We start from the raw sequence: 23,535 nt of genomic DNA, 5'->3' as shown, positions 1-23,535 counted from the left end.
GGGTGGCCGTTACCGCGCTGTATGCGCACGTGCCGTTTTGCGCTCAAAAGTGCCGGTACTGCGACTTTGACTCACGCAGTTTTGCTCCGTGCGACCTGAGCGCTGCGCTCGATTTCTATTTTGAGCAGTTGTTCGCGCGTCTCGATGCTTTTGGCAAGGCTGGGGCCCTTGACCATATCCGCACCGTCTATGTTGGCGGCGGTACGCCGTCGCTGGCGGGGGAGCGCCTGGTGGAGCTGGCGCGGCGTATTCGTGCGTGGTGCGCCCCCGTTGAGTTTACCTGCGAGGCCAATCCCGAGTCGCTGACCGCCGAGCTTGCCACTGCGCTTGCCAAGGTTGGTGTCACACGCGTCTCTCTGGGCGTGCAAACGCTCGATAACACCGAACTTACCGCCATCGGCCGTATTCACGATGCCGATCGGGCGCTCGCCGCCATCGCGACGGTCAAGAACGCTGGGCTTGACGTGTCGTGCGACCTTATGTGCGGACTTCCCGGGCAGACCGCAGCGAGTTGGAAGCGCACGCTCGATGGCGTGCTGGTGGCGGCTCCGCATCATGTGTCGGTCTACCCGCTCACGCTTGAGGAGGGGACTCCCCTTTATCGCATGGCGTGCCGCGACGAGTCGGTCGAGCCCGACGAGGATTTTCAGGCCGCCTGCATGGATGTGGCACGCGAGCTCCTGGGTGCGGCCGGCTATCACCCCTATGAGGTGGCAAGCTATGCGCTCGACGGCCATGAGTGTGCCCATAACATTGCCTACTGGACCGGACGGGGTTACCTGGGTCTGGGTCGCTCTGCCGCGGGCATGCTCGACGCCGAGGATTTCGACTGTCTTGCAGGTTTGTTCCCCGGCGTGTCTTCTCGAGGTGATGCGTACCGTGTGCGTCTGGTGCAACGTGACGATGACGCGACGGCGTTCGAGGCCGAATATCTGTCGCAGCGTGAGGCTGCGGCTGAAGACCTGATGCTCGCTTGTCGTATGACGCGCGGTGTCGCGTCCGACCTGTTGGTTCGCGCGGCTCGTGCCGTTCCGGCCGATGAGCTGGCAGCTGCCTGCGATCGCGCGCTCGAATTGGGTCTTGCCACTTGGGTGCCCGAGACGCTCGGAGTCCATGAGGGACCCTTCACTTCGGCAGATGTCATCGCGGGCCATGTTCGAGCTCGTTTAGCGCCGACACACCTGGGCTGGCTCGATGGAAATGTTCTGTTCGAGCTGTTTTGGGATCTAGCTTAGGTCGCTCGGGTAGAATTACCGAAATATATACGCTGCTGTGAGCAGGAGGTTGCCGCGCATGGCGACGATGAACGAAAAAGATTACTACGAGATTCTGGGTGTCTCCAAGGACGCCACCTCACGTGATATTCAAAAGGCCTTTCAGCAAAAGGCCCGCAAGCTCCATCCGGACGTCAACAAAGAGCCGGATGCCGAGGAAAAGTTTAAAGAGGTTTCCGAGGCCTACGCCGTGCTTTCGGACGAGCAGAAGCGTTCGCGCTACGACGCCATGCGTTCGGGCAACCCCTTCGCCGGCGCTCCTACGGCTTCGCCCTATGGCGGCGGCTACGCCGGCAGCGCGGGCTATGGCAATCCCTTTGAGGGCGGTTTTCCCTTTGGTGGCGCCTGGGGCCAGCCGCGTCGCGGGCAGGCTGCCTACAATCCCGAGAACGGCGCCAACGTGGTCGTCGATATCAAACTCGACGCCAAGGAGGCCAAGGGCGGTGCCCGCAAGACCGTCCGCTACACGCGCTTCGATACCTGTAACAACTGCGGCGGTTCGGGCTCCGTTTCGTCTGAGCATGCCCATACCTGCCCGAGCTGCGGTGGCCGCGGCCACATCGACGTCGACCTGTCCTTCCTGTTTGGTGCGGGCACGTTCCAGTCGGTCTGCCCCGAGTGCGGCGGTTCCGGTAAGGTCTTGGCCGACCCCTGCCCTGATTGCGGCGGCAGCGGTCGTACTCGCGTAACCTCCGAGCAGACGATTGAGTTTCCTGCCGGCACGCACGATGGCGACGAGGTCCGCATTGGCGGCATGGGTCATGCTGGCACCAACGGTGCCGCGGGCGGCGATCTGGTCGGCCGCGCCCATGTTGAGGCCGAGCGCTTGGAAGGCAAAGCTCGTACCGGTTTTTACCTGATGGGCATCGTGGCGCCGTTTTTGGTACTCTCGGCCATCTCGGGCGTGTTCTCGGCCTTTGCCGTGATGTGCTTTATTCCGTTTGCCATGGGCCTGTTCATGGTGCTTTCGGACGGCGTGCTTCATCGCAGCCTGCTGTGGTGGAAGCGCGGCGCGATGCAGTTTGCCAACGGTTTTGCCAACGGCTTCATGTTCGCGCTCGTGTCGGTTTGGTTCGCGAGCTGCTCGCAACGGGCCATGCTTTCGCCGTACCAAATGCAATAACATCAAACCCTCTGTTTGCGGTCGGCCCTGCTTGGGTATAGGACGCACTGTGACAATAATGAAAGTCGGAAGGATTCGGTTGTGTCGGAAAATAGGGATTACTACGAGGTGCTTGGCGTCGACAGGGATGCCGACGCGCGGACGATTAAGCGTGCGTTTCTAAAGAAGGCCCGTACCGTACATCCGGATGTTTCGGACGACCCCGAGGCCGAGGCCAAGTTCAAGGAGCTCAACGAGGCCTATTCCGTTCTTTCCGATGAGCAGAAGCGTGCTAACTACGACCGTTACGGCATTGCCGACGGCCCTGGTGGTTCGGGCTACGTCGACATTAACGATATCTTTGGCGGCATGGGCATGGACGACCTCTTCTCGTCGTTCTTTGGCGGCGGTGCCGGCGGTGGCGCCCGAAATCGCCGTGAGCGTCGTCGCGGCCGCGACATGGCCATCTCCCTTTCGGTGACGCTCGAGGAGGCGGCACTCGGGTGCAAAAAGACGATCAGCTATGACCGCCTTGCCCCCTGCGAGGATTGCAACGGCACCGGTAGAGCCGAGGGTGCACAGGAAAAGCAGTGCAGCCGCTGCCACGGCACGGGCTATGTCACGACGGTCCAGCGCTCGTTCCTGGGCCAGGTTCAGTCCTCTTCGCCTTGTCCCGACTGCCACGGCGAGGGCACGGTCATCGATCATCCCTGCGAGACCTGCGACGGTCAGGGCCGCACGCCTTCGCATGAAAAGATCGACATCGATATCCCCGCCGGCGTTTCGACCGGTCGCCAGCTGCGCGTGAGCGGCTTTGGCGAGGCTGGCCTTCGCGGCGAGCCCTCGGGCGACCTGATCGTCAACGTGCGCGTCGCCGACCACGAGCGTTTTAAGCGCAACGGTGACGACCTGTACCTCGTGAGCGATATTTCGATTGCGCAGGCAGCGCTTGGCTGCGAGATCGAGGTCGAGGGCATTATGCCCGATGAGGTCGTCAAGGTGACGGTCCCTGCTGGTACACAGTACGGCGACACCGTGAGCGTCAATAATTACGGCATGCCGCGCATTGGCGGTGGCGGTTCGCGTGGTCGCCTGATCGTGCAACTGCGCGTGGTCGTTCCCACCAATCTTTCCAATAAGCAACACGAGCTGCTCCGTGCTTTTGCCGATGAGATGGGCGATGACGTCGCTTCCGGTAAGAAGTCGGTGACCGACCGTATCAAGAGTGCCCTCGACGATATCCTCGATTAAGGAGCCCGCGTGCTCGCACCCCATATTTCCGTCGTCAACCTCGGCTGCCGCGTCAACCGGGTTGAGTCTGACCGTATCACTGCCGATCTTATGCGCCTGGGCTTTGCTATTGTGGATCCCCAGGATGCCGATCTGATCGTCATTAACACCTGTGCCGTTACGGGCGAGGCCGAGGCCAAGACCCGTAAGGCCGTCCGTCATGCGCTGGCCCATCCTAACGACCCTTACGTGGTCGTAACCGGCTGCGTCGTCAACCTGCATCCCGAGGAGCTGTTGGAGCTTTCGGATCGCGTGATCGCCGAACCGTCCAAGATTGACGTCGCCGAGCGCGTCTGCGAGGTGCTGGGCGTTGAGTCCGATAGCGTTCCCGCCTGCAGCGATGGCGAGGTGGTCGATGCGCTCGGTCGCTCTCGCCTGGGCGTGAAGATTCAGGATGGCTGCAACCATCGCTGCACCTATTGCATTGTGTGGAAGGCGCGCGGCCCCGAGCGTTCCGTGCCCGTCGAGTCCGTGCTCGAGCAAGTTCGCGAGGCCCAGGAGGCCGGCGTGCCCGAGGTGGTGCTGACCGGTGTGAACCTGGGTGCCTACGATGGCAAGAGCGCGACCGACGAGCATGTCGAAATCGATGAGCTGCTCGAGGCCATCATGGAGCGCACGTCTATTCCGCATGTGCGCATTTCCTCGGTCGAGCCCATGGATATCTCTGAGCGCCTGCTTAAGGTTATGGCGCGCTATCCGCAGCGCATCGCCCCGTTTTTGCACCTGCCCGTGCAGTCCGGCTGCACGGCGACCCTGCATCGCATGGGCCGCCCCTATAGCGCCGAGGCCTTCGAGGACACGGTGCGCATGATTCGCGCCAACCTGCCGCAGGCGTCTCTTTCGTGCGACGTTATCGTCGGTTTTCCCGGTGAGGCGGACGAGGAATTCGAGGAGTCGCTGGCACTGTGCCGCCGTGTGGGTTTCTCGCGTATGCACGTGTTCCGCTACAGCAAGCGTCCCGGCACCCTTGCTGCCGAGATGCCCGGCCAGGTGCCGCCCGAGGTTATGGCCGAGCGCAGCCGCCGTATGCGGGCCGCCGCACAGGAGCTCGCCATTGCCGACGCTCGTCGTCGCGTGGGCACGATCGAGCGTGCCGTGCTCGAGTATGGTGACAACCTGACGCTCGGCTCGTTCCATCATGCCCGTCTTGACGATACCTGTGGACTTACAGCCCCGTGCCTGCTCGATGTTGCTATCATCGGAGTCGATGATTCCGGCTTGGTCCATGCGCGCAGGGAGGTTCATGGAAGCCTCGAAGATTAGACTTACCGTTCCCGAGGGAATTGATCCCTCGCGCGTTTTGGGCGCCGGCGACGGCGTCCTTCGTGCGCTCGAGAGCTTGGTTCGCGCTCATGTGGTCGCCCGTGGCGATAGCATCGCCGTGAGCGGCGACCCGGACGAGGTCGAACTCGTGGCGCGCTTTTTCGAGCACGCTTTTCGCGAGGCGGCCGCCGGGCGCACGCTGTCTGCCGACGATGTCTCTCGCTGCCTGGCTGTCTTGCGCGACGGTGAGCACGAGGCTACGTCGCTGCGCGATGACGTGCTGCTTTCGTATCGCGGCCGCGTCATTCGCCCCAAGACGCTCGGGCAAAAGCGCTATGTGGATGCCATCCGCTCGCATACCATCACGTTTGGCTTGGGTCCTGCCGGTACCGGTAAGACCTATCTGGCTATGGCGCTCGCCGTTGCCGCGCTCAAGCGTCACGAGGTGGGCCGTCTGATCTTGACACGTCCGGTTGTCGAGGCGGGGGAGAACCTGGGCTTTTTGCCCGGTACCCTTGAGGAAAAGATCGATCCCTACATGCGTCCGCTCTACGATGCCCTTTTTGACATGATGGATCGCGAGCGCACCGATGAGCTTATGGAGCGCGGCGTGATTGAGATCGCCCCGCTTGCCTACATGCGCGGCCGCACGCTGAGCGATGCTTTCGTGGTGCTCGACGAGGCGCAAAATACCACGCCCGAGCAGATGAAGATGTTCCTGACGCGCCTGGGCTTCAACTCCAAGTTTGTGATTACCGGCGACCTGAGTCAGCGCGACCTGGTGGGTCGTCGTGGTGGTTTGGCCGATGTCGAGAAGATTTTGGGCCGTGTCGACGATGTCGCATTTTCGCACCTGGAGCGCGCCGACGTGGTGCGCCATGCCTTGGTGGGACGTATCGTCGAGGCATATGATGCTTATGATGACGTGCGCGAGCAGCGCCCGCGCGACCGAAAGGAGTCCCGTTGAGTGTATTGATCAGCAACGATGCCGAGCTCGATACGCTGCTCGATGCCCAGGAGGTGGAGCACATCTGCGAGGTTGTGCTTGCCGCCGAGGGCGTTGAGCGTGAAGTCGAGATTTCCCTTTCGTATGTCGACGAGGACGAGATGCACGAGCTCAACCACGAGTGGCGCGGTATCGACCGCACCACCGATGTGCTCTCGTTTGAATGCGACTCGGCCTTTAACGAGGATATTCCCGCCGACGAGACGCTCGAGCTCGGCGATATCATCTTGGCCCCGCAGGTTATTGCCCGTCAGGCCCCCGGTTTTGGCAATAGCTCCGCTGACGAGTGTCGTCTGATGCTCGTACACGGCATGCTGCACTTGCTGGGCTATGACCATATCGAGGACGACGAGGCCGAGGTCATGGAGGCCCGCGAGGACGCCATCCTGCGCGATCTGGCGTTCGAGCGCGGCGAGGACCCCAAGCTAGTCCACGTCGGCCCCATCACCAACCACGCCCACGACTAGGAGCCGTCTATGATTCCCGGATCGAACAAGGACCATCCGTCCTTCTTAAAGTCGTTTTCCTACGCCATGGAGGGCTTCGTTACCGCCGTCAAGACCGAGCGCAACATCAAGGTCATGCTCGTGGCGGGCGTGTGCACCGTCATTGCCGGCTGTATCGTGGGCCTCGACATTGCCGAGTGGGCCACGATTATCATCTGTTGTGGCCTGGTGATTCACGGCGAGCTGTGCAACACCGCTATGGAGGCTATCGTCGACCTAGCGACCCAGGAGCTCCATCCGCTGGCCAAGCGTGCGAAGGACATCGCCGCCGCCTCTGTTTACATTCTTTCCATCACCGCCGCAATTGTGGGCGTGCTGGTATTTGCCCACGCGCTCGGCTTTATTTAGAAAGGGATTCCCATGTCCGACAATATGCAGCCTACCGGTGAAGTTTTGGATGACGAGGTCCTGGACGAGGCTGAAGGTGCCGATTCGTTTGACGAGGTCGAGGAGTTCGACCCGTTTGAGGGTATGAGCGACGAGGAACTCGATGCCCTTTGCGACGAGGATGAGAGCCTCGCGGGCTTTGGCGACGTGGAGCCCGGTTTCCGCAGCGGCTTTGTGGCCCTGGTCGGTCGTCCCAACGCCGGCAAGTCTACGCTGCTCAACGCCTGCTATGGCAAGAAGGTCGCCATCACTTCGCCGGTGGCCCAGACGACCCGCCGCCGCATGCGCGCCGTCGTCAACCGTCCCGGCTACCAGCTGGTCTTTGTCGATACCCCGGGTATTCATAAGCCCAAGGACGGCCTGGGATCCGAGCTCAACAAGAGCGCGCTGTTCGAGCTGAACGATGTTGATGTCGTCGCGTTTTTGATTGATGCCACCAAACCGATCGGCAGGGGAGACGCCTGGGTTGCCGAGCGCGTCAGATGCGCCCGTTGCAAGAAGGTCCTGGTGCTCACTAAGGCCGATGAGGCCGACCCCGCACAGGTCATGGAGCAGCTCAAGGCAGCCCACGAGCTCATGGAATATGACGACGAGATCGTGACGTCGTCGGTCAAGAACTTCAACGTCGATGCCTTTATCGAGACCGTTGCGCACTTTTTGCCCGAGGGTCCGCGTTGGTTCCCCGAGGATATGGGTACCGACGCTTCCGACGAAACGCTCGTTGCCGAGTTTGTGCGCGAGAAGGTCTTGCGCCGCACCCGTGATGAGATCCCGCACTCCGTTGGCGTGATCTGCGATGCACTCGAGCAGACCAAGAAGGTACTGCGCGTGCACGCCACCATTTACGTCGAGCGCGAGGGCCAAAAGGGCATCATCATCGGCAAGGGCGGCGAGATGATCAAGCATATCGGTATCGACGCCCGTCGCGATCTTGAGCGTATCTTTGGCACGCAGGTCTTTTTGGAGCTGGACGTGAAGGTCAAGGCCGGCTGGCGTGACGACGAGGCCCAGATTCGCCGCTTTGGCTACAACGCCGAGGACTAAGGGCGCGCGGCGCGCATGGCAGGCTCCCGGACATATCGCACGAAGGTACTCGTCCTCGACAAGACGAAGCTCAAAGAGACGGACTTGATCCTGACGATGCTTGACGAGCGGGGTCGGCAGGTTCGTGCCGTGGCAAAGGGCGCCCGCAAACCCGGTGGACGCCTGGCTGCGCGCTGCGAGCTGTTCTGTACCGTCGATATGCTGCTTGCGCATGGACGGTCGCTCGACGTGGTTTCCCAGGCCGAGCTTATGGAGGCGCCGCTCGGCGTTGCGCCCGATTACGAGACGACATGCGCCGCAAGCGCGATCGCCGAGGTCGCGCGCGTGTGCTCGTTCGAGGACGCCGAGGACCCGTTTACCTTTGCTATCACGCAGCGGGCGCTCACGCTTGTCGGCAGCGGGCTCGACGCGGCACATATGGACCTACTTGTGGCGGCATATGTCTTTAAGCTGCTATCGCACGTTGGCTATCGTCCCGATTTTTCGGCCTGTGTGCTGTGCGGAGACCCCATGCTGTCGTATTTTTCAGCCCAGGCGGGCGGTCTCATGTGCGGGTCGTGCGCGTCGAGCGTTCCAGGTGCCGAACTGGTGTCGACCGGTGAGACCGCATGGCTGCGCGCCCTCATGTCCATGACCTTCGATGCGCTCATGGCCGAGCGAATCGACCCGCATACGGCGGCATTCCTGCTCGGGCTTTCGCATGTTTGGGCTGCGACGCACACCGATCAGCGCCTCCGCGCGATGGAATTCATGTTGGGTCGGTGATGATGCGCAGGCGCGGGCTGCTTGTGGTAACATACCGACCTGTTGGTACCTCGACCTTGGTTGTTCGCTCCACCGGCGGCTTCCCAGTCCGAGGCGAATCGAGTCGCCCGTGGGCGACGCAAAACGAAAGGTGAAACAATGACTGTTTCCAAAGAGCGCAAGGCGGAGCTGACTGCCCAGTTCGGTAACACCCCGGTCGACACCGGCAACCCCAAGGTTCAGGTCGCCATCCTGTCCGAGCGCATCAAGGAGCTGACCGAGCACATGAAGTCCCACCAGAAGGACTTCCACACCCGTCGTGGCCTGCTCATGCTCGTCGGCCGTCGTCGTCGTCTTCTCTCCTACATCAAGAAGAACGACATCGTCGAGTACCGTGAGCTCATCAAGGCTCTGGGCATCCGCGACAACATCCAGTAGGATTTGTACATGCTAAGAGCGTCCTGCGCAGCGGGGCGCTCTTTTTGTGTAAGGGCGCGAACAATCACGCTCTGAAGCGTGGCGGGGGCAGGGGGCCCGCGTCACATGAGAAGCCCGCAGACAAGGGGTCTGCGGGGTTAAGGAGAACAATGACACTCGTATCCAAGACCTTTGAGCTGTACGGCAAGACCTACACCTTTGAGTCGGGCGAGCTTGCCAAGCAGGCCACCGGCGCCTGCCTGGTCAAGCAGGGCGACACCACGATGCTCGACACCGTGGTCGTCTCCAAGGAGCGCAAGAACTACGACTTCTTCCCGCTGACCGTCGACTTCAACGAGAAGATGTACGCAGCCGGCCGCATCCCGGGTGGCTACCTCAAGCGTGAGGGCCGTCCCAGCGAGAAGGCCACGCTCACCGCGCGCATGATCGACCGTCCGATTCGCCCGAGCTTCCCGGACGGCTTCCGCAACGAGGTACACATTGTCGCTACCTCGCTCGTCGCCGACCAGGTCAACCCCTTCGACGTCATCAACGTCATGGGTGCCTCCCTGGCCATGACGCTCGGCGGCGTGCCCTTCGAGGGCCCGCTTGCCTGCGTGCGCATCGGCCGTAACGTGGAGACCGGCGAGTTTATCGTCAACCCCACCTACGAGGAGCGCGAGAACTCCGATCTGGACCTGGAGCTGGGCGGATCCGCCGACTTCATCTCGATGGTCGAGGCCGGCGCCGAGGAGATCTCCGAGGACGACATGCTCGCCGCTATGAAGTTTGGCCAGGAGGCCCTTGCTGCTTTCTGCCAGGCTCAGGACGAGTTCGTCGCCGAGTGGGAGCAGGTTAACGGCTCCATCGTCAAGAAGGAGTACCCGCTCGACCAGCCCGTCGAGGAGGTCCAGGAGCGCATCTTCGCCCACTACGACGAGATGGCTGCCGCCCTTCGCGACGCCGACAAGCTCTCCCGTATCGGTAAGGTCGAGGCTCTGAAGGAGTCCATCCGCGCCGAGTTCACCGAGGAGGAGCAGGCCGCTTGGGAGCGCGAGATCCCCGTGGCGCTCAAGAAGCTCGAGAAGAAGGCCATGCGCACCATGGTCGTCGAGACCGGCGAGCGCGTCGACGGCCGTGCTGCCGACGAGATCCGTCCCATCATGGTGAAGGACAACTACCTGCCGCTCGTTCACGGCTCCGGCCTGTTCCAGCGCGGCCAGACCCAGGTGCTCTCTGTCCTGTCGCTCGGCATGCTCAACGAGGGCCAGCGCCTGGATACCATTGAGCCCACCGAGGGCAAGCGCTACATGCACCACTACAACTTCCCGCCGTTCTGCACCGGCGAGACCGGCCGCATGGGCAGCCCCAAGCGCCGCGAGATCGGTCACGGCAACCTTGCCGAGCGCGCCCTGCTTCCGGTGCTCCCCGACGAGAACGAGTTCCCCTACGCCATCCGCGTCGTCTCCGAGGTCATGGAGTCCAACGGCTCCTCTTCGATGGCTTCGACCTGCGGCTCCACGCTCGCCCTTATGGACGGCGGCGTGCCCATTAAGCGCCCGGTCTCCGGTATCGCCATGGGCCTGATCCAGGAGGAGGGCAAGACCGTGGTCCTGTCCGACATCCAGGGTCTCGAGGACTTCCTGGGCGACATGGACTTTAAGGTCACCGGCACCACCGAGGGCATCACCGCCCTGCAGATGGACAACAAGGCTACCGGCCTTACCTTCGACATCCTGGCCCGCGCCCTGCAGCAGGCCAAGGAGGGTCGCGCCTTCATCCTGCAGAAGATGCTCGATGTGATCCCCGAGCCGCGCCACACCACGCGCAGCACCGCCCCGCGCATCGTTTCCATCCAGGTTCCGACTGACAAGATCCGCGACGTCATCGGTTCCGGCGGTAAGGTCATCCGCGGTATCCAGGACGAGACCGGCGCTTCTGTCGACATCCAGGAGGACGGCACCGTCTTTGTCGGTGGCACCGGAGAGTCCGTGGACCAGGCCGTCGAGCGCATTAAGCTCATCATCAAGGTTCCCGAGCCGGGCGAGGAGTACACCGGTCGCGTTGTCTCCATCCAGCCCTTCGGCGCCTTCGTCAACCTGCTGCCCGGTAAGGACGGCCTGCTGCACATCTCCCGTGTCGCCAAGGGCCGCGTGGAGAAGGTCGAGGACGTCCTCAACGTGGGCGACGAGGTCAAGGTCGTCGTCATCGAGGTCGACGATCGCGGCAAGATCTCGCTCGATCGTCTTGATAAGCCCGAGGCCCCGGCTCGTGCCGAGGGTGCCTCCGAGGGCGACGGCGAGCACTTCCAGCGCCGTGAGCGTCCGCGTCGCGAGCGCTCTGAGCGCAGCGACCGTCCGCGCCGTCCCGGCGACAACGGAGGCCGAAAGCCCCGCCGTCACCACGACGCCGAGTAACAGCCGCATATAAGCAGCTCATCAGGGGCGACTCCGGACAGGGGTCGCCCTTTTGCTATTTCGGGCGGGATAGACGGCTTCAGATGGGGCTTTGATGCATGGGTGGTCTGTTGGTGGGCAAATGGGTATCATACTGTGGTTACTGCGTCGACTCTGTGATGCATGTTTGTACGTTCCCGGCGGTCGGTTTGCCAGAAGCGCCCCGTCGGTTGTTCCAGACCCGTTTCGAAGAAAGGAAACAACACTAACCTATGGCAGCTAAAAAATCATCTCCCTTGAAGATCATTCCGCTCGGCGGCCTTGACGGCATCGGCAAGAACATGACGGTCTTCGAGTGCGGCGACGACATGGTGCTCGTCGACGCTGGCCTCATGTTCCCCGACGACTCTCAGCCCGGTATCGACCTGGTGCTTCCTGACTACACCTACGTTCTTGAAAACGAGGAGAAGCTCCGCGGTATCGTCGTCACCCACGGCCACGAGGACCACACCGGTTCGCTTCCGTACCTGCTGCAGGACCTCAACAACAAGGTGCCCATCTTCTCGAGCAAGCTGACGCTTGGCTTTATCGAGGGCAAGCTTTCTGAGTTCCGCATCCGCGCACCCAAGTTCCGCGAGGTCAAGGGCGGCAGCCATGTCAACCTCGGTGGCATCTCGCTCGACTTCTTCTCTATGACGCACTCCATCCCCGGCGCTCTGGGCGTGTTCATCCGCACCAATCAGGGCACCGTTATGCACACCGGCGACTTTAAGCTCGACCAGACGCCCATCGACGGCGTCACGCCCGACTATGCCGCTATCAGCCGCTTTGCCAAGCAGGGCATCGATCTGCTGCTTTCCGACTCCACCAATGCCACGGTTCCCGGCTTTACCAAGTCCGAGGCCGAGGTTGGTCCCAACTTGCTGCACGCCATCAAGAACGCCCCGGGTCGCGTGTTCGTCGCGTCGTTCTCGAGCCATATCCATCGCCTGCAGCAGATCTGCGATGCCGCCCGCAAGTGCGGCCGTAAGGTCGTTGTGACCGGTCGCTCCATGCTCACCAACACCCGCGTCGCGCGCGAGCTGGGCTACCTCAACATCGACGATGCCGATATCATCGATGCCTTCGATATCGATAACCTGCCCGACGACAAGATCGTCGTCATGTGCACCGGTTCGCAGGGCGAGCCGCTGTCGGCCCTGTCCCGCATGGCCAACGGAGAGCACAAGACGCTCTCCATCCACGAGGGCGATACCGTCATCCTCTCGGCAACTCCTGTTCCCGGCAACGAGAAGGCCGTCCAGCAGGTCGTCAACAGCCTGGCCAAGCTCGGTTGCGACGTGTGGGATAAGAACCGCGCTCTTGTCCACGTCTCGGGCCACGGTAGCCAGGAGGAGCTCAAGCTCCTGATGGCCATGGCCAAGCCCACGTACTTTATGCCGGTTCACGGTGAAGCCGTGCATCTGCGCGCCCATGCCCAGCTGGCTCGCAAGATGGGCATCAAGGACGATCATATCTTTATCCTCGATAACGGCGACACACTCGAGATGCGCGGCGGTATCGTCAAACGCGGTACGCCCGTCGAGTCCGGCGTCGTCTACGTCGACGGCCTGCGTATCGGCGATACCGACCCCATTGTCCTGCGCGATCGCCAGAAGCTCGCCAACGACGGCATGGTCACGGCCGTTGCTATCGTCTCGCTCAAGCACAAGAAGATCGAGGCCATCGAGTTCTCGGGCCGCGGCGTCTCGTTTGCCATCGACGACCAGTTCTCCGAGGATGCCTCCGCGTCCATTATGAAGACGATCGAGAAGGGCAAGTTTAGCTTTACGAGCAGCGGCTCCGATGCCATTCGCAAGGCCGTGCGCGATTCGCTCTCCAACTTTATTTGGAGCCGTACGCGCACCCGTCCGATGATCATCCCGGTCGTCATGGAGGTTTAGTTTGGCGCGCGGATCTGCACAAAACGCCAAAGGCAATAAGGCCAATAACCAACCGGCATCTGCTAAGGGTGCCGGTTCCCATCTGCGTGCCAATAAGGGCCACGAGGCCGACTTCGACGATTTTGAGCCCTTGGTCGAGCCCTCGGCCAACCGCGATATCGCCGGCGTGGTCATCGCCGTTTTGGCGATTGCCTCCTTCATTGCCGTGATTTCGCCGGCGACCGCACCCGTTACGGCTGCGGTTGCCGGTTTCTACCACCTGGGCTTTGGTCTGGGCGCCTACGTGCTGCCGATCGTCATTTTGCTGTTTGCCGCCACGCTCTTTTTAGGTGAGGACTCGCCGCTCAACGCGCGCTCGGTCGCGGGCGGAGCCGTGGTCTTTATCGCCGTTGTCTCCATTCTTTCTCTGATGGTGCCGGGTACGAGCGACTCGTGTGACCTTATGTTCACGCCGCAAAATTTGTCCGCCTCGGGTGGCTACATCGGTGCGTTTATTGCGAGTGCGCTGCAGAATGCCCTGGGTAAGCCTATCGCGATGGTAGTCCTGTTGGGTCTTGCCGTCGTTGGTTTTGTCATCATCGGCTTTTCTGTGGGTGGCGTGCTGCGCTCTGCTCGCGACCGTGCGGCCGATTTTGCCGAGCGCCGTCGTGCCGACGTCAACGCGAGCCCGTGGGGTGACGACGAAGCCCTGTCGGTGCCCGGCGTTGCCCGTCCGCACCTGAGCATTCTTCGTCAAAAGGGCTCCGATGCTGCCGTGACCACGGTCATGGGCAACGATGTAGACCCGGTTTTGGACGATGACGACGAGGACGAGGATCCGTTTGTCGACGTGTCCGATGCCGTGGAAGCTGAGCGCGCTAAGACGACGCTGTTGCCGCGCCGCCATGCCAAGAAGGGCAAGGCTGCGCCTAATCTCAATACGAGTGAGCCTGACCCGTCTTGGTCCGATAGCGAGATTGAGCTCACCGAGGGCGATGACGAGGACGACGAGGCTCCGATTGAGACCGCAAAGACAACTTTGCTGCCGCGTCGCCATGCAAAGCGCGACCAGGTAACCGGTCAGCTTTCGATGGAAGACGACCCCGATAAGATCGACGAGTCCGAGCCGCCGTTTGCCGTGAATCCTGTCTCGGCAGCACCTCAGATTCCCGACTTCTTGAAGCATCCCAAGGTTGCCGATACGGCTGTCGCGGGCGCTGCCGAGGCGCCTACTTCTAGCGATGGGGGAGCGGACGGCGGCGCCGCAGATAACGAAGGCGAAGAAGAGGACGGCCTCAAGCTTCCGCCGCTCGAAATCCTGCATGCCAACCCGCAGTCGGCTTCCTCCGCGTCTTCTGACAAGGAGCTGGAACAGACTGCCGAGTCGCTTCAGTCCACCTTGCTGGAGTTTGGTCGTAGTGCCCGCGTGGTCGGCTGGATCGCCGGCCCCACGGTGACGACCTTTAAGCTGCAACCTGGCGAGGGCGAGCGCGTGAGCAAGATCTCGAGCCTTGAGGACGACATCGCGCTTTCGCTTGCTGCCCAGTCGGTGCGTATCTTTGCCCCGATCCCCGGCACCTCGCTTGTGGGTATCGAGATCCCCAATCGCAAGCGCCAGAACGTCAACCTGGGCGACGTGCTTCCCTATGTGAAGGGCGGTCCGCTCGAGCTCGCCATCGGTCGAGATGCCGAGGGTACGCCGGTCGTCGCCGACCTTGCCAAGATGCCCCACCTGCTGATCGCCGGTACCACGGGTTCCGGTAAGTCGGTCATGATCAACTCCATCATCACGACCTTGCTCATGCGCGCCCTTCCCGAGGACGTTCGCCTGATCATGGTCGACCCCAAGCGCGTCGAGCTTGCGGGCTATAACGGTCTGCCGCATCTTTACGTGCCTGTAGTGACCGAGCCCAAGCAGGCTGCGAGCGCTCTGCAATGGGCCGTGTCTGAGATGGAGCGTCGCCTGAAGGTCTTCGAGCGTCTCAATGTGCGTAAGATCTCGACCTACAACGAAAAGCAGGCCGCCGGCGAGTTTGAGCATTACGACAACCCGCCGCAAAAGATGCCCTACTTGGTCATCATCATTGACGAGCTCTCGGACCTGATGATGGTTGCCGGCAAGGATGTCGAGGCCTCGATCGTGCGTATCGCCCAGCTGGGCCGTGCCGCCGGTATTCACCTCATCGTGGCTACGCAGCGCCCCAGCTCCAACGTGGTGACGGGCCTCATCAAGGCCAACATCACCAACCGCATCGCCTTTAACGTCGCCACGGGCATCGACTCGCGCGTCATCATCGACCAGATGGGTGCCGAAAAGCTCACCGGTTTGGGCGACATGCTGTTCTCCAAGGTCGACTGGGGCAAGCCCCGCCGTATCCAGGGCTGCTTTGTCTCGGATGATGAAATCAACGAGATTGTCGAGTTCGTCAAGTCGCAGAGCGAGCCCGACTACCACGAGGAGATCCTGTCTGCCGTGGCGCCCGCTTCCATGTCCATGGCGGGTGGTGGCGGCATTGTCCGTACCGGAGTCGCCGAGCCGCAAGACGATGATCCGCTCATTTGGGAAGCCGCCCATATTGTGGTGGAATCTCAGCTTGGCTCCACATCTGGCCTGCAACGTCGTCTGAAGGTTGGCTATGCGCGTGCCGGGCGTATTATGGACATGCTGGAAGAAAAGGGTGTCGTCGGTCCGCCCGACGGTTCCAAGCCGCGTGAGGTCCTGTTGGACGAGGAGGGGCTTGCCGCGCTGGAATCTGTCGATGCCGAGATGGCACGTGAAGATCGTGAGTTTGGAGGATTCTGATGGCTGCACGCTTTGGTGACATGCTGCTTGAGCAGCGTCGCCGAATGGGCCTTTCCATTCAGCAGGTCGCCAACACCATCAAAATCAGGCCGCAGATCATCGAGTTTTTCGAGACCGGTAACTTTGCTTCGATGCCGCCGCGCGGCTATGCGCAGGGCATGATTTCGAGCTATGCTCGCTTTTTGGGCCTCAATCCGCGCGAGGTCGTCAATGCCTACTTTGACGACCTGATGGCTTACGAACGCGAGACGTCGCAGCAGGGCGGTCGTTTTCAGGACGCCGCCGGCTACGTTAATTCGCGTTCCTCGGTCGATAACGGGCGCTTCCTGATGGTTCAGGGCGGTCGTTCGACCCGCTATGGACAGCGTCCTCAGCAGGCCGGTTATATTACCGAGACGGGTTCGGGCGAGGAGATTCGCTCACAGCGTGACCGGTTCCGCAGCACGCCGATGCCCGAGGACCGTGCGCTTCCCGCTGCCCGCGGCGTGGCGCGTGACCCTCGTGCCGGCTACGGCGACGGCGGCTATTCCGATCGCGGTTACCGTGGTGCCTCTACGGGACGTTCTCGCGGAGGCTATGCGGACGCCGATACCACGCAGGTGACGCCGCGTCTTCGCTCTCAATCACAGCCGTATGGCCAGCGCTCTTCGGCTCCGCGTTCGGGCCAGCGTGGCTATCAAGGCCGCGGTGAACTTGCGCCCCGCTCGGGTCAGCGCAGCCTTCAGGGCCAGGGTGGCTATCGCGGCCGTTCCGATAGCAATCGTGGTCGTATGCCTCAGGGAGGCGGCCGCAGCAGTTCCAATCGTGGACGCGGCGGATCACGTACTCCTCAAAACAACGGGCTCGATCCGCGTATCGTCTACGCCGGCATCGGTGCCGTTGCGCTGCTGTTGGTTGTGCTCATCGTGGTGCTTCTGCGCGGCTGCGCATCTTCGGCGCCCGAGACCACGCCCGAGACGCCCACTGCCACCAAGACAACGACTAAGAAGTCTTCCAAGAAGACCGAAACGGTCGACGAGGACGAAGACACCGATGAGGCGACGGATGAGTCGACTGACTCGGACACTACCAAGACGACGGCCAAGAAGGAAGAGAACGAGGTCACGAAGGTCAAAGTCTCCGTTGCCAAGGGAAAGACCGCGTGGATTGAGGTCAAGGTCGACGGCAAGTCGGTCTATGGCGCCCAGGCGACTGGCCCCTTTGAGCAGGAGTACACGCCCGAGTCCTCGATCGAGATCACCACATCCAAGCCTTCCGACGTCACCGTTACCAAGAACGGCGAAAAGGTCCGTTACGACACCAAGACCTCGGGCGTGGCGCGTGTGACGATCACCGTTCCCAAGAAGGAGACCACCGACTCCGAGAATGGTGAACGTACTGATGGTACCGACACCACCGATGGTACCGACACCACCGACGGTACCGATGCCCAGTCCACGGATGGCGCCGATACCGCAACTGACGGTCAGACGCCAACCGATTCTACCGACTATTCGTACGATAGCTACTAAGCCGCTCGTACGCGAAAGGAAACATCATGGCTAAAGATTCCAGCTTCGACGTCGTGTCCGAGGTCAACATGCAAGAGGTCGACAACGCCTTTCAGCAGACCACGCGCGAGATTTCCCAGCGCTATGACCTTAAGGATTCCGGCGCTACGATCGAGCTTTCGAAGGGCGACAAGCTCTTTACGATTAACGCCCCGGCCGACTTTGTCTCCAAGCAGATTATCGACGTGCTGAGTTCCAAGCTCATCAAGCGTGGCATTGACCTCAAGGCTGTCTCGTGGGATGCTCCTCAGGCGGCATCGGGCGGCACCGTGCGCGTGCTCGGCCATATCGTCGAGGGTATCGACCAGGCGACCGCCAAGAAGATCAACAAGGACATCAAGGACCAAAAACTCAAGGTCAAGGTGACCATCGAGGCCGACAAGCTGCGTGTTTCCTCTGCTTCGAAGGATGCGTTGCAGACCGTAATCCAGTTCCTGCGCGACCAGGACTACGGCCAGCCGCTACAGTTCACCAACTACCGCTAATATCATTCGAAAGGACCGCTCTCCAACATGGATACACCGTTGGGCTCCGTGCTCTACATCACCCTCGGGTGCGCTAAGAACGAGGTCGACACCGACCGCATGCGTTCTCTTTTGACCGCTGCGGGTTACGAGGAGGCATTCGACCCGCAGGATGCCGATATCGCCATCGTCAATACATGCTCGTTCCTCGCCTCCGCAACGTCCGAGAGCATCGAGACCACGCTCGAGCTCGCCAACGAGGTTCAGGACGGCGTTCGTTCTTGCCCCATCGTTATGTGCGGCTGTGTGCCGTCGCGCTATGGCGACGACCTGCCTGACGAGCTGCCCGAGGTCGCTGCCTTTGTGAAGGCCGACGAGGAGGACGGCATCGTGGCGGTCATCGATGGCGTGCTGGGTGTCGAGCGTGAAATCGCGGCCTATATCCCTCAGGTCAAGCGTACCGTCGAGGGCGCCGTTGCTTACGTCAAGATTTCCGATGGCTGCAACCGCTTCTGCAGCTTCTGCATGATTCCCTATATTCGCGGTCGCTATCATTCGCGCAATGCCGAGAGCATTATCTCCGAGGTACGCGACCTGGTTGCCGGCGGTGTGCGCGAGATCGTGCTGATCGGCCAGGACACGGGTATTTGGGGCACCGACTTTACTGACGAGGATGTCGCCGAGGGCTCGCCGCGCAATCTGGCGCAGCTGCTGCGTGCCGTCGCCGAGGCCGTGCGCCCGCACAACGTCTGGGTCCGCGTGCTCTATCTGCAGCCCGAGGGCATGACCGATGAGCTTATCGATACGATTCGCGATACGCCCGAGGTGCTGCCCTATATCGATATCCCCGTGCAGCACTGCGACGCGCGCATCCTCAAGGCTATGCGCCGTTCCGGTTCGCGCCAGGAGCTCGAGGACCTGTTCCGCGATCTGCGTGAGCGTATCCCCGGCATCGTGATCCGTTCCACGGCTATGGTCGGCTTCCCGACCGAGACCGACGACGAGTTCCGCGACCTTATCGACTTTATGGACACCGTCGGCTTTGACTACACGAGCGTCTTTGCCTACTCGCAGGAGGAGGGCAGCCTGGCCGCTAAGATGGAGGGTCAGGTCGACGAAGAGGTCAAGCTCGAGCGCGCCCAGGAGGCCATGGACCTGGCCGAGTCGCTCGGTTTTGCCGCCACCGCCGCACATGTGGGCGAGCGCGCCCAGGTGATCGTCGACGGTATCGAAGAAACCGAGGACGGCGCCGAGCTGATCGGCCATGCCTGGTTCCAGGCGCCCGATTCCGATGGCGCGGTCCACTTGGACGCCAGTGAGGCGTCCGTGGGCGATATTCTGACTGTCGAGTTTACCGATAGCTTCTGCTATGAGCTTATCGGCCATGTTGTGGAGTAGGAGAGCATCGTGGCTAACGAGAGCAATAAGGAACTGACGAGTGTTTGGACGCCCGCCAACATCGTGACGTGCGTTCGCATCGTCTTTATCCCGGTGTTCATGATCGTGTCGGCGCTTTCTCACACGAGTGTTGCCGGTACGGATTGGAGCATCTTCGACGGCCCGCTCGCCGCCGCTGCCTTCATTCTGTATGTGATCCTGTCGTGCACCGATAAGGTCGACGGTTATCTGGCGCGCTCGCGCAACGAGATCACCGACTTCGGTAAGTTTCTGGATCCCATCGCCGATAAGCTGCTGGTGTTCTCGGCCTTGCTGCTGTTCTTGGATTTTGGCGCGGTGACCGTGTGGTCCGTGTTCATTATCCTGTTCCGCGAGCTGCTGGTGAGCGCCCTGCGCATGGTCGCGAGTGCGGCCGGTGTGGTCGTTGCAGCCGATAAGCTCGGCAAGTACAAGACGGCAACCACGATGGTTTCCATCTGCGGTTACCTGTGCGTTTTTGCTATGGCCGGCTTGCACCTTGGCCCGGTGGCGCTGACGCTCGGCATCTACTCGGTGTCGCGCTTCCTGTATGCCGTTGCCGTTGTCTTGACCGTTATCTCGGGCGCCCAGTACTTCTGGAACTGCCGCAAGATCGTCTTTTCGGTCTAGGTCCTGGTGGGTATGACGGTCTCTTTTGAGCAGATCTCCGCACATAACGAGGAGCTGGCGCGCGATATTGTCGAGCGTGCGAGCGCTCGGGTCGTGACGGTTTCGACGGCTGAGTCGCTGACGGCGGGCATGATCGCCTCGACGATTGCCGACATCCCGGGCGCCTCGGCGGTGCTGCGTGGCGGTGCGGTGACCTACTGCGATGAGATTAAGCATCGCGTGCTCGGCGTTGAGCAGGAGACGCTTGACCGCTATACCGCGGTGTCGCATCAGACTGCGCGCGAGATGGCGTCGGGTTCGCTGGAGCTGTATCAGAGCGATATTGCAGTGAGCGCAACGGGTTATGCCGGCCCCGGCGGTGGCACTGAGGACGATCCGGCGGGCACTTTCTATATTGGCTGGGCGCATCGTTCCGCCGATGGGGGCGTGCCGGTCGTGGACTCTGTGCGCTGCCACTATGAGGGTGACCGTTCGTGTGTTCGCGCCCATGCGGTCACGGAGGCATTGGGTCGCATTGCCCTTGTGCTCAACTCTATGGAATAGACGTGTTTTAAGGGGCCTCCGAGCCCCTTAATTGTGGAGATAGGGACCTTAGGCTCATTTGGCGTTTGTGCTGGTTGTAGATGTATTTTTGCCTGCCTTGTTCATATTTGGTCCTTTGTGGTCAAGTATTTGGTCAGTGTTTGGTCGGCGTTTGGTTGGGTTTTGGAAAGACCGCCTGCATATGATTGGCCTGAACGGTTGACCACGAACAGCCGTTCGTTTATTATCGATGCAGGTTGTTAAGAGGAGGGCTATTCATGGCCAAGAATTCAGGTCCCGTACGTACCGTTCATGCTCGCACGACGGGTAAAGAGCGCGATGAGATGATCGCCACCACCAAGGCCGAGATCGAGAAGAAATTCGGCCAGGGTTCCATCATGAGGTACGGCGACGGTGGTCCCGAGCTCGAGGTCGAGGCCATCCCTACGGGCGCTCTGGCACTCGATGCCGCTCTGGGTATCGGCGGTGTGCCGCGCGGACGTATCGTCGAGATTTACGGTCCTGAGTCCTCCGGTAAGACGACGCTTTCGCTCGAGATTTTGGCAGAGGCCCAGGCTATGGGTGGCGTTGTGGCATTTATCGATGCCGAGCACGCGCTTGATCCCACGTATGCCGCGCGCATCGGCGTGGATATCGACGAGGTGCTCATTTCCCAGCCCGATACGGGCGAGCAGGCGCTTGAGATTGTTGACATGCTCGTGCGTTCCGGCGCCATCGATGCCATCGTCGTCGACTCCGTCGCCGCGCTGACCCCGCGTGCCGAGATCGAGGGAGAGATCGGCGACACTACGGTCGGTCTTCAGGCTCGCCTGATGAGCCAGGCGCTCCGCAAGCTCGCCGGCTCGCTGTCTAAGTCCAACACGACGTGCATCTTCATTAACCAGCTGCGTGAGAAGATCGGCGTCATGTTCGGCAACCCCGAGACTACGACGGGCGGCCGCGCCCTTAAGTTCTTCTCTTCGGTGCGTATCGACATTCGCCGTATCGACAGCATTAAGCTTAAGGACGAGGTTATCGGTAACCGCGTGCGCGCCAAGGTCGTTAAGAACAAGGTGGCGGCTCCGTTCCGTTCTGCTGAGTTCGACATCATGTACGGTACGGGCATCTCTAAGGAGGGCTCAATTCTGGACATGGCTGTCGAGTGCGGCATCTGCAAGAAGATGGGCTCCTGGTTTGCCTATGGTGAGGACAAGCTCGGCAACGGCCGCGAGGCCGCCAAGGCGTTCCTGCGCGAACACCCCGATTGCGCCGACGAGATTGAGCATAAGGTCCGCCTTGCCTGCGGGCTTGAGTTTGATGACGATGCTCCGTCCGAGGTCGAGCTGACCGATCAGCCTGCGCCTGAGGAGTTTGACGAGCTTTACGCCATCGATGGTTCCGCCATGCTCGATGATGACGACGAGTAGCGGTTACGCTCATGTCGTATACGGTGACCGAGGCCATGGTCGTCTTTCCCGATAAGAAGGCGGCCTCCTCGTTCTCGAGCGGGTATGCGTCCAAAAAGCCTTGCGCACATATCGATTGTGAGCTTGAGGGCGGTTTTGAGCGGTCCATTTGGATTCCCGTGCGGGTCGCGCGGCTGTATGTCAAAAACCGCCCCGATCTTCCCTGTGATTGGGACAACTTTCGTGAGGCGGTGCAGCTCATCGAGCGTAAATGTGCACTTACCATGGTGACCGAGATGTTATCGCGCCGCGACCATGCGACGGGTGAGGTCCGTGACAAGTTGGCTCGCTACGGCTTTCGCCAGCCCGCGATTGATTTCGCCGTCGAGCGCGCCACCGAGTATCGCTTTTTAGACGAGAACCGCTTTTGCTCGTACTTTATCGAGGAACGCAAGCGGCGCGGTTGGGGACAGCGCAAAATCGAGACCGAGCTCAAGCGACGTCATGTTGTGCTCGATGACATTCCCGGTTATCCCGAGGATTATTTTGCCGTCGAAGACGATTTGGCGCGTGCGTCAGCCCTGCTCGCCAAGCGGCGTGTTCCAGAGACGCGCGGATTCGAAAAACTGGTTCGGTTTTTGATGGGCAAGGGCTTCTCGTATCACATCGCCGCCGATGCCGTTAAGGCACGTCTCGATGCCGAATGCGAGGAATGTGCACTTTAGGCGTATGCGTTTTGTGGCCCCGCCGTTCACCGCGTTTTAGCCGCCGTACTGGGGCCATTTATTTGACAGTTGTTGTGGTTCAACGTACGATAAACACTGTCATTTGCTTTGTGATATGTGCTCATCTGTGATGAGTTTGTTTATATGTTTATCTGTATCCGACCCGCATAAGCTGCGCCCATATTACTCAAATGTCGCGAGCCGTTCATAAGGACGGTTCGCTTTGTTGTGTAACGAATCCATAAAAAGGAGTGAGCATGCCTATCATTGCAGCGCTCGTTGGCATCGTTTTGGGTGCCATCGCCGCCATTGCCTACATGCGCACCGCCAAGCAGGGTAGTCTTTACGAGGCCGACGAAAAGATCCAGTCGGCACACGCACAGGCTGAGTCCCTGATCGGTGATGCAAAGCGTCAGGCCGAGACCCTCAAAAAAGAGGCTCTGCTCGAGGCTAAAGAGGAGATCATCAAGAACAAGCAGGCCGCCGAGGCCGAGGACAAGCAGCGTAAGAGCGAGATTCGTACGCTCGAGAACCGCGTGATGCAGCGCGAGGAATCCCTCGATCGCCGCAACGACGCTCTCGACAAGCGCGAGCATCAGCTGTCCAGTCAGGCCGGTCAGGTCGAGAAGCGCTCCCGTGAGCTCGAGGAGCTCTGCGCAAAGCAGACC

Annotated in this window: 21 protein-coding genes; all 21 read left to right on the top strand. The window is 61.1% G+C overall.

Annotated elements, in window-relative coordinates; translation table 11 throughout:
• The first annotated feature begins 2 nt into the window (after positions 1 to 2).
• Positions 3 to 1,235 (top strand): radical SAM family heme chaperone HemW, encoded by a 1,233-nt coding sequence (gene hemW, locus AB5405_RS02910; RefSeq protein WP_368137540.1) that lies wholly within the window; start codon positions 3 to 5, stop codon positions 1,233 to 1,235.
• A gap of 58 nt (positions 1,236 to 1,293) precedes the next feature.
• Entirely contained in the window at positions 1,294 to 2,397 is a 1,104-nt protein-coding gene (locus tag AB5405_RS02905; protein WP_368137539.1) for a DnaJ domain-containing protein, read from the top strand.
• An 81-nt stretch (positions 2,398 to 2,478) separates the two neighbouring features.
• Positions 2,479 to 3,627, top strand: a complete 1,149-nt coding sequence (gene dnaJ / locus AB5405_RS02900; RefSeq protein ID WP_368137538.1) for a molecular chaperone DnaJ — start codon at positions 2,479 to 2,481, stop codon at positions 3,625 to 3,627.
• 9 nt (positions 3,628 to 3,636) lie between these two features.
• Complete coding sequence (locus AB5405_RS02895; protein WP_368137537.1) at positions 3,637 to 4,929, top strand: MiaB/RimO family radical SAM methylthiotransferase; 1,293 nt, start codon at positions 3,637 to 3,639, stop codon at positions 4,927 to 4,929.
• On the top strand, positions 4,910 to 5,896 hold the full coding sequence (locus AB5405_RS02890) for a PhoH family protein (protein WP_055285155.1): 987 nt from the start codon (positions 4,910 to 4,912) through the stop codon (positions 5,894 to 5,896). Before AB5405_RS02895 ends, AB5405_RS02890 begins: the two co-directional genes overlap by 20 nt.
• On the top strand, positions 5,893 to 6,402 hold the full coding sequence (ybeY, locus tag AB5405_RS02885; protein ID WP_368137536.1) for an rRNA maturation RNase YbeY: 510 nt from the start codon (positions 5,893 to 5,895) through the stop codon (positions 6,400 to 6,402). The genes AB5405_RS02890 and ybeY overlap by 4 nt, the downstream gene beginning before the upstream one ends.
• A gap of 9 nt (positions 6,403 to 6,411) precedes the next feature.
• Positions 6,412 to 6,789, top strand: a complete 378-nt coding sequence (locus AB5405_RS02880; protein ID WP_035138512.1) for a diacylglycerol kinase family protein — start codon at positions 6,412 to 6,414, stop codon at positions 6,787 to 6,789.
• A 12-nt stretch (positions 6,790 to 6,801) separates the two neighbouring features.
• Complete coding sequence (era, locus tag AB5405_RS02875; protein ID WP_368137535.1) at positions 6,802 to 7,872, top strand: GTPase Era; 1,071 nt, start codon at positions 6,802 to 6,804, stop codon at positions 7,870 to 7,872.
• A gap of 15 nt (positions 7,873 to 7,887) precedes the next feature.
• Complete coding sequence (gene recO, locus AB5405_RS02870) at positions 7,888 to 8,637, top strand: DNA repair protein RecO (protein ID WP_368137534.1); 750 nt, start codon at positions 7,888 to 7,890, stop codon at positions 8,635 to 8,637.
• 138 nt (positions 8,638 to 8,775) lie between these two features.
• Positions 8,776 to 9,054, top strand: coding sequence for a 30S ribosomal protein S15 (gene rpsO / locus AB5405_RS02865; protein ID WP_035138510.1), 279 nt, complete (start codon positions 8,776 to 8,778; stop codon positions 9,052 to 9,054).
• Positions 9,055 to 9,203: 149 nt separating this feature from the next.
• Complete coding sequence (locus AB5405_RS02860; protein ID WP_368137533.1) at positions 9,204 to 11,450, top strand: polyribonucleotide nucleotidyltransferase; 2,247 nt, start codon at positions 9,204 to 9,206, stop codon at positions 11,448 to 11,450.
• Between the two features lie 251 nt (positions 11,451 to 11,701).
• Positions 11,702 to 13,372 (top strand): ribonuclease J, encoded by a 1,671-nt coding sequence (locus tag AB5405_RS02855; RefSeq protein ID WP_006235967.1) that lies wholly within the window; start codon positions 11,702 to 11,704, stop codon positions 13,370 to 13,372.
• Between the two features lies 1 nt (position 13,373).
• Positions 13,374 to 16,154, top strand: a complete 2,781-nt coding sequence (locus AB5405_RS02850; protein WP_368137532.1) for an FtsK/SpoIIIE family DNA translocase — start codon at positions 13,374 to 13,376, stop codon at positions 16,152 to 16,154.
• Positions 16,154 to 17,665 (top strand): RodZ domain-containing protein, encoded by a 1,512-nt coding sequence (locus tag AB5405_RS02845; protein WP_368137531.1) that lies wholly within the window; start codon positions 16,154 to 16,156, stop codon positions 17,663 to 17,665. The genes AB5405_RS02850 and AB5405_RS02845 overlap by 1 nt, the downstream gene beginning before the upstream one ends.
• Before the next feature lie 26 nt (positions 17,666 to 17,691).
• Positions 17,692 to 18,189: a YajQ family cyclic di-GMP-binding protein gene (locus AB5405_RS02840; RefSeq protein WP_022094699.1), complete on the top strand. Its 498-nt coding sequence runs from the start codon at positions 17,692 to 17,694 to the stop codon at positions 18,187 to 18,189.
• A 27-nt stretch (positions 18,190 to 18,216) separates the two neighbouring features.
• Positions 18,217 to 19,566: a 30S ribosomal protein S12 methylthiotransferase RimO gene (gene rimO, locus AB5405_RS02835; RefSeq protein WP_271747706.1), complete on the top strand. Its 1,350-nt coding sequence runs from the start codon at positions 18,217 to 18,219 to the stop codon at positions 19,564 to 19,566.
• A 99-nt stretch (positions 19,567 to 19,665) separates the two neighbouring features.
• Positions 19,666 to 20,214, top strand: coding sequence for a CDP-diacylglycerol--glycerol-3-phosphate 3-phosphatidyltransferase (gene pgsA / locus AB5405_RS02830; RefSeq protein ID WP_229025873.1), 549 nt, complete (start codon positions 19,666 to 19,668; stop codon positions 20,212 to 20,214).
• 12 nt (positions 20,215 to 20,226) lie between these two features.
• The gene (locus AB5405_RS02825) at positions 20,227 to 20,757 is read left to right on the top strand and encodes a CinA family protein (RefSeq protein WP_368137530.1); all 531 of its coding nucleotides are present in this window, start codon (positions 20,227 to 20,229) and stop codon (positions 20,755 to 20,757) included.
• A gap of 257 nt (positions 20,758 to 21,014) precedes the next feature.
• Positions 21,015 to 22,163, top strand: a complete 1,149-nt coding sequence (gene recA / locus AB5405_RS02820; protein ID WP_022094695.1) for a recombinase RecA — start codon at positions 21,015 to 21,017, stop codon at positions 22,161 to 22,163.
• Between the two features lie 11 nt (positions 22,164 to 22,174).
• Positions 22,175 to 22,867 carry a regulatory protein RecX gene (locus AB5405_RS02815; RefSeq protein ID WP_368137529.1) on the top strand — a complete coding sequence of 231 codons (693 nt, stop codon included), beginning with the start codon at positions 22,175 to 22,177 and terminating at the stop codon, positions 22,865 to 22,867.
• Positions 22,868 to 23,124: 257 nt separating this feature from the next.
• On the top strand, positions 23,125 to 23,535 hold a 411-nt coding region (locus AB5405_RS02810), incomplete at its 3' end, for an Rnase Y domain-containing protein (protein ID WP_368137528.1).

It is taken from the genome of Collinsella aerofaciens, assembly GCF_040920445.1.
GTDB lineage: Bacteria > Actinomycetota > Coriobacteriia > Coriobacteriales > Coriobacteriaceae > Collinsella > Collinsella aerofaciens_BH.
Note: the sequence above shows the minus strand (reverse complement) of the source record. Positions and strands in the feature narration are given on the sequence as shown.